The sequence below is a fragment of the Bacteroides sp. MSB163 genome (genome assembly GCF_036416795.1).
GTDB classification, from domain to species: Bacteria; Bacteroidota; Bacteroidia; order Bacteroidales; family Bacteroidaceae; genus Bacteroides; species Bacteroides maternus.
In genome coordinates this window covers 4,360,103-4,373,884 of sequence record NZ_CP143867.1, presented here as the reverse complement: position 1 = coordinate 4,373,884, position 13,782 = coordinate 4,360,103, and the positions used below count along the sequence as shown (strand labels likewise).

General features: G+C 47.1%; 10 protein-coding genes. All 10 read right to left on the bottom strand.

Going from position 1 to position 13,782, the window contains the following annotated elements; translation table 11 throughout:
- Nucleotide 1 precedes the first annotated feature (1 nt).
- Entirely contained in the window at nt 2–2,617 is a 2,616-nt protein-coding gene (locus VYM24_RS16750; RefSeq protein WP_299094020.1) for a sensor histidine kinase, read from the bottom strand.
- 142 nt (nt 2,618–2,759) lie between these two features.
- A complete protein-coding gene (locus VYM24_RS16745) occupies nt 2,760–4,073 on the bottom strand; it encodes an ABC transporter permease (protein WP_330940450.1) in 1,314 nt (437 codons plus the stop codon).
- Between the two features lie 33 nt (nt 4,074–4,106).
- Nucleotides 4,107–5,345 (bottom strand): ABC transporter permease, encoded by a 1,239-nt coding sequence (locus tag VYM24_RS16740; protein WP_330940449.1) that lies wholly within the window; start codon nt 5,343–5,345, stop codon nt 4,107–4,109.
- 26 nt (nt 5,346–5,371) lie between these two features.
- Nucleotides 5,372–6,646, bottom strand: a complete 1,275-nt coding sequence (locus tag VYM24_RS16735; RefSeq protein ID WP_330940448.1) for an ABC transporter permease — start codon at nt 6,644–6,646, stop codon at nt 5,372–5,374.
- Between the two features lie 2 nt (nt 6,647–6,648).
- Nucleotides 6,649–7,929 carry an ABC transporter permease gene (locus VYM24_RS16730; protein WP_291548492.1) on the bottom strand — a complete coding sequence of 427 codons (1,281 nt, stop codon included), beginning with the start codon at nt 7,927–7,929 and terminating at the stop codon, nt 6,649–6,651.
- Nucleotides 7,930–7,954: 25 nt separating this feature from the next.
- A complete protein-coding gene (locus VYM24_RS16725) occupies nt 7,955–9,193 on the bottom strand; it encodes an ABC transporter permease (RefSeq protein ID WP_330940447.1) in 1,239 nt (412 codons plus the stop codon).
- A gap of 33 nt (nt 9,194–9,226) precedes the next feature.
- Nucleotides 9,227–10,519: an ABC transporter permease gene (locus VYM24_RS16720; RefSeq protein ID WP_299093996.1), complete on the bottom strand. Its 1,293-nt coding sequence runs from the start codon at nt 10,517–10,519 to the stop codon at nt 9,227–9,229.
- Nucleotides 10,520–10,550: 31 nt separating this feature from the next.
- Nucleotides 10,551–11,183 (bottom strand): GIN domain-containing protein, encoded by a 633-nt coding sequence (locus tag VYM24_RS16715; RefSeq protein WP_291548487.1) that lies wholly within the window; start codon nt 11,181–11,183, stop codon nt 10,551–10,553.
- Nucleotides 11,184–11,209: 26 nt separating this feature from the next.
- Nucleotides 11,210–12,472, bottom strand: coding sequence for an FtsX-like permease family protein (locus VYM24_RS16710; RefSeq protein WP_299093993.1), 1,263 nt, complete (start codon nt 12,470–12,472; stop codon nt 11,210–11,212).
- Between the two features lie 14 nt (nt 12,473–12,486).
- Nucleotides 12,487–13,761, bottom strand: coding sequence for an ABC transporter permease (locus VYM24_RS16705; RefSeq protein WP_330942263.1), 1,275 nt, complete (start codon nt 13,759–13,761; stop codon nt 12,487–12,489).
- Between the last annotated feature and the right edge of the window lie 21 nt (nt 13,762–13,782).

The window sequence follows — 13,782 nt, the reverse complement described above, 5'->3', positions numbered from 1 at the left end:
ACTATTCATTAAAATCGGGTACACGTACTGTAAAGCGTGTACCTTTTCCTAATTCAGAAGACACGTTTATTTCCCCTCTGAAACGCTCTACAATAGTCTGGCAGATACTCAGTCCTAGACCGGCACCTTGCGTAAAGCTATCCACTTTATAGAAACGCTCAAATATGCGTCGCTGGTTTTCTTCTGAAATGCCGCTTCCGGTATCTTCCACAAAGAAAACGGTATAGCCCGGATCTTCTGTCTGGAAACCGAAAGTGATAGAGCCTTGAGTAGTGAACTTCTTGGCATTGTTGATGAAGTTGTTAATCACCTGTTTCAGACGGACAGAATCCGTTACTATCGATTTACTCTCACCTTCGGGCAGCTTCATAACCAGTTCTACTCCCTGAGGCATACTCAGACGCTGAGAGTCATAGATCTGCTGCATCACAAACGTGAGGTTGTATCCGGCAAAACGGAAGTCCATTGAACCGGACTCGATACGGGACAGATCGAGAATATCATTAATCAGTGCCAGTAATAAGGTACAGTTCGTATTGATCGTATCCACAAACTGTTTCACTTCTTCAGGACTGAATGCTTCGATGTCCTTCAGCAAGTCGGAGAAGCCGACAATAGAATTCAACGGAGTACGGATTTCATGGCTCATATTGGCAAGGAAAGCCGACTTCAGGGTATCAGCCTGCAAAGCTTTGTCACGGGCTGCTATCAACTCTTCTTCGGTAGCCTTATAACGCTGAATACTTTGACAAACACCCAATACCATATAAGGCGCCTCGGAATCCAGACCATTGTAAGAAGCACTACGGAATTCCCACCATTCATATTTACCTTCTCCGCTACGCATACGGAAACTCATCCGGGTATCCATTTCCTCGCCTTTGAAAATGGCCGTGAAATGTCGACGAGCCTCTTCCAAATCATCCGAATGAATAAAAAGCTCCAATTCCTTCCGCAAGATGGTCTGCTTGCCGGGAAGCCCGAAGTAATCAAGCAATGCACCTGAGAAATGGAAACTGTGCGTACGTATGTCATATTGCCAGGGATATACGGAACTTGCATCCACAGCCAGATTGAAGAAGCGTTTATGCATTTCTTCCTCTGAGATATTGCGGCAACAAATAGCCATACCTGTCATCTTATTCTTGGAGTAAATCGGCACAATTTCACCAGAAACAGGAAAATAGGTTCCATTATGAACTTCCTGCATGAAAGCCTTTTCCGGAATAGGGATTACACGACGCTCTGTCCTCACCTGTTTCAATAGTGATTGCAGGATGTCTTCTCCGTTTGAATAAATGTGGAAGATGGAACCCGCCATCTGCCCTTCGTAAGAACGTGCCGTATGAGTGTCAGGGTCCAGTTCGAGCATCAACATCAAAGCACGATTGACAAAATGTATACGGAAATCCGTATCGTAAGTTATCAGTCCGTCACGGATAGAACAGAAGATATTATCAAATTCGTCACGCTGCTCCACCAGGCGGTTCTGTATCAGCAAACGCGTCTGGGCATGCATACGACGACGTGATTCATGACGGTTCAAACGATAGAGCCAGATTACAAGAAAGACCAATGCACCTACCACGACAGAGTAGAACAGCACAAACCAGATACGGTAGCGCTCCATCAGCGGTGCATTCATGATAATGCCACTATCACTCACTTTATCCGAGTTCACTCTAAAAAATTCCAACTGCTTGAAGTCATAAAGCAGTTTACCGGGAAGGTCCACAACTCCTACCACGGAAGGGATAGCTCCCTGCAACACCTGTGCAGCACACTTTCCTGCCGCATTAGCTCCTTCGTAAGGTTCCATATCGTGCACACAGAATACTCCGTTAGTCAATGCCAGACTTTGTCCGGCAAAAACCGGAGCTTTAGAGTTTTTTCCGATGAAAGAAAGGAAAGGTGTCCATTTGGGGGCAATGACAATGCGGTTATAGGCATTATAATCATAACAAATAGAGGAAATGACAGGATTAGGAGCCTGTGACTGTACATTCATTACTTTCATCTTATATTCCGGATGAAGTTCCTGGAAATTGGGCCATATACGCTCCAGTTCAGCGGCACCTTTAAGTCCTAAAAGACTACTGTCCGAAACACAAATAACTTCTGTACGATTGGGAAATACACGACGTGCATTTTCGAGTAGGTGCACGAAATCAATCTTGGATGTATACCCACAAACATTGGGTAACTTCGAGATCAGCTTTTCATTGGGATATTTAATACCCGATATCACAACCGGTAGTTTATAAGGTAGGGAATCTCCACAATGCATCAATGTATAAAAGGCCTCATCACTGCTTGTAATAATAATATCCGTATTCTTTTGACGTGCCCGTTCACAAATACGCCGCATAATGACACACTCAGATGCGAAAGTCCAGTAATCAGCATCCAGATATTCTGTTGTAACTTTCGCTTTTATACCTCCACGTGACAGACCATCACGCACTCCTTCCGTTAAACGGTCATTCCAGGGAGTACGGTGATTATATGACTGGATGAAAAGCACGTTGTATGTACGTTCTGCAGCATAAAGATGTCCGGCAAAAACAATGCAAGGAAACAGGCCTATCAGCATCACGAGGAATAAGCGTCTCTTCATATCTCGATTTTCTTCTATTTATGAATAAATGTGCTATGAATTTTCCACGCAAATATACGGATTATATTGAAATACAGAACAGAATGCACCTTTTCTTTTACCCTATGCAAAAGAAAAGGTGCACATATAGAAGAAAACCTGACTATTCATCGTGCAAGGCATCCGCCGGTTTCACTCGCATCGCCTGTGCAGCTGGGAACCAAATACCGGCAATTACCATCAAAGTCATAAGAAAGAAAGTGAATAATGAGACTACAACAAAGCGAAGTCCGGTAGCATCAGCCTGTTCTATCATTATAGCTTCCGCCATAACCAAGTTACCGCAAATAATCAGAGCGGGAATAGCAGCCAGCACCAACAACAGCAACCCTTCTCCCAACAACCGGGAACGTATCCGGGAACGACTGCTTCCCATCGCCATACGCAAAGCGATTTCACTACGGCGGTGACGGGTACGAAACCAGAAAGTGCCCATCAACCCGATAAAAACATTGAAGCTAAAGAATACAGCGATAAGCCGTGCACTACGGATATATGGAGTAATCCCCTCTGATGCATCACGCTCCGCTTTCTGCTCATCATAGCTGCGGACTTCAAACAGATAGAACGGAGCAATCTGCAACAGAGGTGTCATATCACGAAAGAAACGGGTGGCAAAATCATCTGTATCTGCTTCGGGACGTACACGAATGGAAAGAAGGGGAAGAGCTTGCATCCGGTAAAACCAGCCCGGCATAGGGGTTAGAATGAAAGGTTCGTAACGGGCATAATCATCGCTTTTCTGATGGTTGCATACGGCAACCACCCGGTAGCGAAGACTGCTACCGGCATAATAATCAAAGAATTCCTGCCCCAGCACTCCTTTGTCGGTATGGAAAAGGCTGTCTGCCATGTCCGGTGTGATGACGGCAGGCAATGGAGTGTCAGCAGGATTCCACTCGTCTGAAGCAAAGGGCAGTGATGAACCGGAAGAGTACTCGAAGGCATCCATATTCCCGGCGAACTTACCGATGCCTTTTTCTATCGGAATACGCATCACTTTGAAATATTCAGGAGACACATAACGAATATTGGCCTCCATCACACTAACACTATCCACGGTATATCCTTGGAATACAGTATTCCGGGTATAAGCATCGGAACCCAGCCAGATACTGGCGCTTTCTATGCCCGGATATTGTTTGATCCGGCGGAAAAGTTCTTCCATTGGCTTAAACCAGAAATCTTGCAAGCTGTCTTCGGACGAACAGAGCACAAGCTGCTTGGGGTTGGTGGAAAGATGGAGCTTGTATACATGTTCCATATCATAACCTTTGGACTGCTTTTCGGCGTAAGTAAAGCCGTAGAGCATATCAAGACAATACCACAACAACACGAACACGATTAAGAGTTCGGCAAAGAGCCAACCGTTTGCACGACGCTGGTTCCAAATTTGCGTTAGAATGGATTTTATCATAAAGAGTTTTATTTAGTTCAGGGTTCTATATTATTATTCTCCGCTGATGACTTCCGCTATCGGCCGGCGGGTAGCATTCCATGCCGGAATGAATACGGACAACAAATTGAAAAGCACACACACACCCGCTGCGCTCAGGAGCACCGTAGGACGAAGGAAGAGCCAGATGCTGACTTCAAAGTTACCTTCCGTGTAGCCACCTACCAACATCCAGTCTTTGCCCAGCCACAACAGCAGACATGACAACAAGAAGCCCAGCAATGCACCAATGAACGCCAGCAACATATTCTCAAGAAGCAATTGTCCTATCAAAGTAGAACGGCTGGCACCGTAAGCTTTACGTACTGCAAGTTCGGACAAGCGACGGGACATTTGTGAAGAAATCAATCCGCTGACGTTGATAGCCGGAACAATGAGCAGGATTAATCCCAGAATGATACACATTACAGCAGGGCTCAGAAAATCATCACGGAAGAACTGGCGCTCTGTGTAGGTGCTCAGGTCAGGAAGCGTTAATTCATATTCAGTAAGCGAAGCATTCAGGCGGTCGAGCGAGCTTTCTATCTGCAACTTCATCTCTGCGGGGCTGACATCGGGCTTACACAATACCATCGCTTCAAAACTACCGCGCAAGCCTTCACTTCCCCGGTCCGGGTCCTTGGTATAGTAAGGTGTCCAAACTTCACCATAGGCAAAGGTGAAAAGTGAGCTGACATCTTCGGTGACGCCCACTACACGTTTGGGGTAGAAGCCCACGAAATAGTTCTTACCCAACGCTTCTTCCGCCGAACCGAAGGCTTCGCGCGCCAAATGTTCAGCAATGACAACCACATCGGCACAAGCATCAAATTCCTGCTGGTCGAAAGGACGGCCTGCAAGAAAACGAATATCATACAGACGCCAGAAATTTAAATCGACACGTCTCCTTTGGCAACGACGACCTTTCTCTGGTGAAACTCCACAATATTCCATAGGAGAACTCCCCATATAAGTGACCAGTTCTGCGCCGGGTAAATCGCCGAAAACGCGACTGGCAGCCTGATAGGACATACCTGTGTTTGAATTACTATGATCGGCCTTGCGGAAGCTGTAGCCATAGGAGGAATAGACCATACGGTCGCGATGCGACTCAGGACGGATATTGGCTGTCTGGATGTCATAGACCATGTAAACCACCATGACAAAAGCAATGCTAACTGTTGTACCGATGATGGAAACAGCACTGAAAAAGGGATTTTGCCGTATAAGTGCAAGTATTTGTCTGAAGATCATAAGTATATCGTTTTATGAAAATAATACTACTCGTCGTGCAACGCCTCGGCAGGCTGTAATTGCATGGCTTTATAGGCGGGATACCAGATGCCGACAACGATCATCAATGCCATAAGCAACCACGTAAACACAGCCGCAATCAAGAAGCGCTCAAATGTGAACTGCATTTTGCTAATGTCTACCAACTCGGCAATGCCCACATTGAAGGCAATCAGCAGTGCAGGAATGGCAGCAACCGATAACAGCAACAGCCCCTCACCCATCAGACGGAAGAATACACCGCGACGGCTGGAGCCCATCGCCATACGCAACGCCACTTCACGGCGCCGATGTTGTGTACGGAACCAGAAAGTACCGATGACACCCAGAAATATATTCAGCATCAGGAAGAAGAGGATACAAAGTTGAGTCTTCACCTCGTTCACGTCTTCAAGCTCCCGGACATAGCGAATGTCACTGAAAGGAAGTACATCAAGCAAGTAGACATTGCCTATCCGGTAGAGACGATCGGCGTCCTCCATCAGCGCATCAATGAAATCATGGTCCGCATCGGGTGAAACGCGCAGGCTGACCTGGACGTAACGCACATTGCCCAACTCATTGATAAGGGCATCACGGTTCAGATTATAACCGATAAACGCTCCACCCCACTCAAGCGACGTTTCAAAATGGGAACTGCGCACCGGAGCGGCAATAGCGGCAATACGCCGATGATAACCACGGTCGGGATAAGTCAGAGGAACTTCCTTGTTCTGCAAAGAACGGGCATCGGACATATTGAGTTGCGGATACCAGTCAGTGACATTGGAAGTGGTAACCAAAGTCTGGTCGGAAGTAGCGGCAGCAAGCTTGTCTGCACTATCACCATCAGCAGTGTGATAGCGGAAGACACGGTAAAAATCAGGTTCTGACCAAATCTGATGAGCGGTAACTCTGACACTGTCCTGTAGATAAAAGCTGGCGGAACTGCTACCTTCGTTATATGGAAAGCAATTCTGTGAAATGGCAACCGCCTCCACACCGGGACGGTGACGCAGACGTTCGGTAATCTCAAGCAGAGCATCCACATCGTCTTCGGCTGTCAGAGCCGGATCGTATAATGCAGATTTAGGAGTCAGGCTATTGAAAGACAGATTGTAGCAATGTTCCGTATCAAACCCCATCGGAGCATGATAAACGCGTGCGGTGACCGTGACCCAGTCAACAATATACCACAGCACTGCAAAAACCAACAGTAACTCTACGAGCAAAAAAAGATTGCTTCGCCATTCATTCTTTATTTGTGTCAGCAAGTTCTTCATATCTATCTTTGATTAATGGCATCAGTAATATTCATCCGGGAGGCACGCCACGCAGGAATACCTGCGGAAAGTATATTCATCAGAAGGCAAAAGACAAATGCTGCAATAAAAGCCCACGGTGACAGTAACATCCCTGGTGTCAGTACCGTCTCACCACTCAGGGAGGCGTTCATCGAATTGCTGAAAAGGAAATCGTTCAGCACAAAAGTAGCCACGTAACTCAGTGCCAAGCCAACAATACCTGCCAGCAACGTCAACACCAGATTCTCAAAAAAGACCTGACGCATCAATTCGCCGCCCGTAGCACCGAAAGCCTTACGTACTCCAATTTCAGCCATACGGCGACGCATGCGCGAAAGAGTCATACCGGACAGGTTAATCGCCGGAACAAGAAGCAGAATGATGATAACAATAGCATAGCGCAACATCACTCCCGAAACATCCGGTTCTGCATACCAGCGGCGATAAAGATAAGCCAACTGCGTATCGGGCTGCCCGCGATAAAAGACTTCGACATCCTGCAATCCGTCATTATACTTTTTACGCAACAACTCCGTTTCTTCACGAATCGCATCAAAGTCCGCAGATGAACGGGCAAGGATAATGGCATGCATGGGTCCCATTGTATCATTCTGCCAGGACATAGCTTCCGCACCCGCAGCAGTATAAGACACCCATATCTGTGCATAAGCAGCCGTAGCAAGCATAGAGACATCAGCAACCACTCCGGCAACGGTATAGTCGACATAATTCAATTGCACAGTACGCCCCACTGCATCGGTAGTACCAAACAGCCTGCGGGCAGTGGTGGCATCCAGTACAGCACGCGGTAATCCGGCATCACAGTCAGCCTTGGTAAACGGCGCGCCACTCAGGAAACGAAAACAGAAAATCGTCCAGAATGATTCATCGGTTTGCACCATATCTGCCGTTGCCTTCGGTCCGGAAAGGACAGAAGCACGAACTTTATCAACACCACTGACCAAAGTTATAGCTTCGGGCGTGGTCAATGCACGGAAACATTCGCGACCCGTACGCACGGACATGGAAGAATTGGCGGACTCATTATCTGATTTGCCTTTTTGTTTCACAGACATATAAGGAACATAAAGTGTACGCGAGCGATTCACTTCAGGTTCACAATCCACGAGCCGCACCTGGAAAGTAATGACAAGCACCATAATCATACAGATTGCCATTGCCGTACCTAACACAGACACCCAGGTAATGATAGGGTTCTCGCGCAAATGGTAGAATGCCTGAAGAAAATAGAGTCGTATCATAATTATTTCGTTTTATCTTAAAAACTTATTCGTTATGCAAGGCTTCAGCAGGCTGCACTTTCATTGCCTTGCGTGCCGGAATACCGATACCAATAATAATCATCAATGCCATCAATACAAAACTGATACCTGCACAGAGCAATAATCGGTCCCATTCCAGCGTCGTATCGTTACGCCACGAATTCAATTCCATGTGTGCCAGATTCCAATCAATAACCAGAGCAATAGGCGTGACAACCGCCAACAGCAACAAGCCTTCACTAAGCAGTCGGCTGAAGATGGCACGGTCTGTTGCTCCATGTGCTTTATGCAATGCAATCTCCGAACGGCGTTGCTGCGTACGGAACCAGAATGTTCCAAGCAAACCGAGGAAGATATTCAGCAGCAGAAATCCCATACCCATCACATAGTTGCGGATATTATTGGTCCATGCCTGCTGGAAATTGCGGCGTATATCGTGGAAGGAACGAATTTCCGAAATAAAGAGATTACCTACGCGGAACTGGCTTTCGCTATCTTTCTTTAATTTCGTAATAAAATCGTCATCCTGCCCTTTGCGGACACGGACACAGAGTTCCAAACCTACATAATAGAAAGGCAGTTTAGCCAGAAAGCAAAACGAAGAATGAGCCTGGTCGTAGTCATGATAGCGTACATTTTGCAAAGCTGCTCCCAGTTGATACGTTTTGGTTGTATCACCGAAAAGTTGGAAACGCTTGCCTACAAACTCCGTCAGCTTACGGTCGTACTTTCTATAAAGGTTATCAGAAGCCAGAAACTCACCTCGTTCCAACATCTCCGCCAATTGTTCGGGTGTTTCACCACGTGTACCCTGATAGCGGAAAACACGCACAAAGTCCGGAGTAACCATTCTACGGATAGTCCATCCGGGTGACTGAAGCGTATCATAACGCACCTCCCCACTACTATTGCTTCCATTATAAGGATAGGAGTTTTGCGAAAGGCTGACAGCTTCCACCTCCGGACGGCGGCGTAAGCGCTCTACCAATTCAGCAATATCCGCATGTGTGTCATCCCTACTCTTATCAGGCGTATAATCGGGACTCTTCGGTGTCAGTTCACCCAATTCAATGAGATAGCAATGCTCTATATTGAAGCCTCGCGGTTCCAGGTAAGTGGCAGCGCGGGTATAAAGGTAGTCCACTACATACCACATCACTACGCTCACCACCAGCAGCTCCAACGCCAACCATAGGTTCGAGAGCCATTCATTCTTTATCTGTGTAAGAAGTTTCTTAGTCATTTCTTTCAGTGATTAATGTTTAGTGATGAGTGATTAATGCAGGCGTCCGCCTAATGCATTTACAATTCCTACTCTCGATGCACGCCATGCCGGAATACCTGAACTCAATAAGTTCAGTATAAAACAGAACAACAATGCCCAGCCAAAAGTGGAAGCATGTAACAATATGCTGGTATCTACTGCCGGAGGACTGAGTGTCTGACTGAACTCCTGCGCAAACAATAATGTATTACCCAAATAAGCAAATGCCACACTGAGCAATAGTCCCAGTACACCGGCCATCAGGGTCACTACAAGATTCTCAGCAATGATTTGTCCCATCAGTTCCAGCCGTGTACTGCCAAATGCACGGCGCACACCTATTTCAGCCACGCGCTGACGGAGGCGGCTCTGTGTCATACTACTCAGATTGATGGCAGGCACTATCAGCAGGATGACAAAGATTATCAGTCTTTGCCTGCGTGCCTGGTCCACGTCCGGTTCCAGATTGGCAGCAAAGGCTATTGCACTTTTCTCCTGGTCGTAGGGGCGGTTACGATAAATCAACTCGTAACCATCGGCACCAATCAATACATTATATTCCTGCCTGCGCCGCTCGGCTTCCTCGCGGATCGCATCGAAGTCGTCACGGTCATGTGCCAAGATAGTACAACTCATCATGCCCATGTGGTCATCACTCCATGTATCTTTCGTTATCTCTGTTGAGGTATAAGGCACCCATACCTGTCCGTATGCAGATGTGGCCAACGTGGAAACATCCTGCACTACTCCCACTACCTTATAGGGTGCATGGTTTAGCAGAAATTCACGTCCTTCAACATCCGTACTTTGAAACAGCTTCTTTGCCACACTTTCCGTAATAACCGCCACCGGCAATCCGGCATCGAACGTTGCCTTATCATAAGGCTTCCCACCGGTAAACGAAAAATCGAACACGCGCCAGAAAATATCATCCGTCTGCAACAGGTCGATACCTATGGAAGGTTGTCCCGGAAGGTTGACCGGAGTGGAGATCACCATACAAGTATAAATAGTCACCGCTTCAGGTGTCTTCAGAGTCTGGAAACACTCGCGCGCAGTCTTTGCACTCATAGGTCCGTTACTGCTTCCGCCCCCCCAATTTTGGTTTGTAATACTCATATAACGCACATGCAGAAAACGATCACGGTTACTTTCAGGAGCGAAAGGCGCCACTTTTACTTGCTGCATCATCACCACCAACATAATGAGGAAGATGGCAAGTGCCGTACCAGCTATGCTGACAGCACTGATTATCGGCTGTTGCCGTAGCTGTGCCCACGCTTGCGTAAAATATTGTTTAATCATATTGCTTATTTACAGTTTACAATGACCATTGTCACTCCCCTACTTTCAGATTGCGCGTATTCACACCACCGATACCACCTTTTGATATGTCAGCTTGTCCGGCGCGTCCGCTCAACGTAACGCTGCCTACACCTTCCATACTGGCACGCAGGCGGTCACAATTCACATGAATATCAGCCTTGCCTACGCCTTCCATCTTTACTACAAGTGAATTGCACGTCAAATCTTCCACATTTACCTTACCCACACCTTCTATTTCAAATTTCACATCATCCAGTTTCAGCGCTTCATTACAATTAAACGAACCGACACCACTGAATTTCACGCTTTTCAGGTCGGGAGCAGTCAGGTAGATATTCACGCCTTTATTGCGGTTGTTGTTACCATCCTTTTTATTTTTAAAACCGATAATGAGGCAGTCGTTCTTCACTTCTGTAGTCGTGGTAGTCACATACCCTTCCCGTCCTTCTATTTTTAGAGAATAGTTATTGCCCTGCGTAAAATATACTGTTGCTACGGACGTCACCTCAACAGAGGAGAAAGCCTCCACTTTACGAATTTCGCTAACCTGCGGGTCCTTTTCGTTAGCTGCATAAACTGTACCGGCTACTGCGGCAAATAATAAACTCAGAGTTATAAATAAAGCCTTCATAATCTTTCTCATATTAATGATTAATACCAATTTATTTCTTATTCTTCATGTAATGCTTCGGCCGGCTGTATCTTCATCGCCTGCCGTGCCGGAAACCAAATACCAATCGTTACCATCAAAGCTACCAGCAGCCATGCTCCAAAAGAACCGAGCAGAAAGCGCAGGAAACTCCACTCTACAGGCCATGTGGAAATCAGTTCCGACCGTCCGACGGTAAACTCCGCTATACCTATATTATAACAAATAATCATTGCGGGCAACGTTACCAATGCAAGCAGCAACAGTCCCTCGCCCATCAGCAGGCGAAATACCTGATTCTTTGTGCTACCCATAGCCAAGCGCAAAGCTATTTCACCACGGCGACGACGGGTACGGAACCAGAACGTTCCAATCAATCCCAGGAATACATTTACCAACAGGAAAAGCACTACAATTGCCTGGCTGTTCACCTTGTCCGTATCTCCGCACATGACTTCAAACTGCAACTGCTGTTCAGTATAAGGCACGGCATCGGCCACAAACAAATCGTCTACGTCCAGTCGCGGTGCAATCTCACGGACGAACTTCGCACGGTAGTCCGGGCCATCGGCAGCAGCTTTCACACGAAAAACGATTTGCGCCCAATTGTCGGCAAACCGCGTTTTAATCAGGTTTTCGTCCAGACGAAAGAAAAACCACGAGGCATCGCTTCCGTAACGATAGCTGCGGAAGGCTTCTATCTTTCCACCTTGCGTGACGACTGACGTGGTATCGCCATAGTAACTCAGCGGTGTATCCAGTGAGAAGGTCGGCATTCTCTTCTTGAAACGATCCACAGCTGCCTGGCTCAGCATCACGTTGTTCTCCCCCGCAGGAGTCTTGGCAAAGGGGCGTTGCGGGTCGTCACTCATGCGGAAGACGTCGATATATCCGCCGGTAGTTAGGATAATGCGTGCATTCACTCCGATGGTGTCCTGCGCGGCCAGTGAGTTGTCGCTATTGTTTCCGCTCATCGGCAGGCTCCAGTAACACAAGGCGGCCGCTTCAACGCTGGGCTCCTGTTCCAGTTTCTGTAAGGTGCGCAGGTATCTGTCAGCATTCGTCAGGGTAGTGTCACTGGTGGCACCTCCTATAATTGTGGTAAGCTGGTAAACGTGGTCTATATTGTAGCCCAAAGGGCGGTAGAAAGTATACTTGAGGCAACCCAGCGAGTCGCAAAGGAACCACATCACGACAAACACCAGAAAGAGTTCAGCCAGCACCCAGCCGTTGCTGCGCAGGCGCGACCAAATCATGCGTAAATTATGTAATATGAATTTCATACGGTCTCCTTTTCTTATTTATCGTTCAATGCGTCCACAATCGTGCGACGGGTAGCAAGCCAGGCAGGCAAGCCCGCACTCAGCAGATTAATCACCAGGCAGAAAACAAATGCCAGGACAAACACCGCCGGACTGAACAATGCGTCCATGCTCAGGCTGAAATCGCCCGCCGTACCAATGTTATCGCTGTTGGTAAACAACCACGTACGCATGGCATAAACAGCAAGGTAGCTGAATATCAAACCTACCACACCTCCTATCAATGTCAATACCAGATTTTCATTCAATATCTGACGGATAAGTATACCATCCGTAGCCCCAAAAGCTTTGCGCACACCCAACTCGCTGACACGTTGTTGCATGCGGCTATTACTCAGCCCGCACAGATTGAGCGAGGGTACCAGCAGGATAATGAACAAGGCAATTCCATATTGTAGATAAAGCATCGGCAAGTTCGGCCCTATATTGGACCATACGTGGTTTACGTGCGCTACAATATTATCGGGTTGTTCCATAATGTCTATCTGCCTCTGCTCCAACCCGGCATTGACGTCTTTCACCCGTTTCTCGACTCCTTGTTTTATAGCTGGGAAATCATCAGGAGTACGCGCCAATACAGCAATAGTTCTGTTTCCATTATAGCTCCACCAACCGGTCACGTTCAGTTCATTGGAATGGTACATGCTCCATACCTGCGCATAAGCATCCTTAGCCGTAACTGAAATATCTTTCACAACCCCGATGACGCGTACCACCTCCCTATTCAACAACATCTGCCGTCCCGCCGCCTCCGTCGTTCCAAATAGCTTACGGGCTACAGAAGCAGAGACAACGACAGACATCATCTCTCCTCCCCGTTCCGCCTCCGTGAAACTTCTTCCATCAAGAAACTGTAGTTTGAAGATTTTCCAGAAATCGGGATCAGTACTCATGGCATCCACTTTCAAACGGTTGTTTCCATCAGTCAGAGATACCAATGCCACATCTGCTGTACTGAAAGCCGTACAAGCTTCCACTTCCGGAAGCGGCTGTATGCACTCCTTCATAAATGCAGCCGAAGGCTTGCCAAAGTTGTTCCAATCCTTATTCTCCTTTCCCTGTACATGCATAGCAGAGAAATAAAGACAACGGCTCCGGTTCACTTCCGGTTCCAGATCGGCATATTTCGTTTGCCAGGTAATCACGATAGCCATAATCATGGTAATGGCGAAAGCCGTACCCAGTATGGATATAGTGCTCAATAACGGATTCTGCTTCAGAATCGTAAAGGCCTGACGAATCGTTTGCATCATTATATCCTTCCTTTCATT

What these genes read in the sequence shown, in the direction of transcription:
- VYM24_RS16750 (WP_299094020.1), bottom strand. Translation starts at nt 2,617, where the DNA reads ATGAAGAGACGCTTATTCCTCGTGATGCTGATAGGCCTGTTTCCTTGC.
- VYM24_RS16745 (WP_330940450.1), bottom strand. Translation starts at nt 4,073, where the DNA reads ATGATAAAATCCATTCTAACGCAAATTTGGAACCAGCGTCGTGCAAAC.
- VYM24_RS16740 (WP_330940449.1), bottom strand. Translation starts at nt 5,345, where the DNA reads ATGATCTTCAGACAAATACTTGCACTTATACGGCAAAATCCCTTTTTC.
- VYM24_RS16735 (WP_330940448.1), bottom strand. Translation starts at nt 6,646, where the DNA reads ATGAAGAACTTGCTGACACAAATAAAGAATGAATGGCGAAGCAATCTT.
- VYM24_RS16730 (WP_291548492.1), bottom strand. Translation starts at nt 7,929, where the DNA reads ATGATACGACTCTATTTTCTTCAGGCATTCTACCATTTGCGCGAGAAC.
- VYM24_RS16725 (WP_330940447.1), bottom strand. Translation starts at nt 9,193, where the DNA reads ATGACTAAGAAACTTCTTACACAGATAAAGAATGAATGGCTCTCGAAC.
- VYM24_RS16720 (WP_299093996.1), bottom strand. Translation starts at nt 10,519, where the DNA reads ATGATTAAACAATATTTTACGCAAGCGTGGGCACAGCTACGGCAACAG.
- VYM24_RS16715 (WP_291548487.1), bottom strand. Translation starts at nt 11,183, where the DNA reads ATGAGAAAGATTATGAAGGCTTTATTTATAACTCTGAGTTTATTATTT.
- VYM24_RS16710 (WP_299093993.1), bottom strand. Translation starts at nt 12,472, where the DNA reads ATGAAATTCATATTACATAATTTACGCATGATTTGGTCGCGCCTGCGC.
- VYM24_RS16705 (WP_330942263.1), bottom strand. Translation starts at nt 13,761, where the DNA reads ATGCAAACGATTCGTCAGGCCTTTACGATTCTGAAGCAGAATCCGTTA.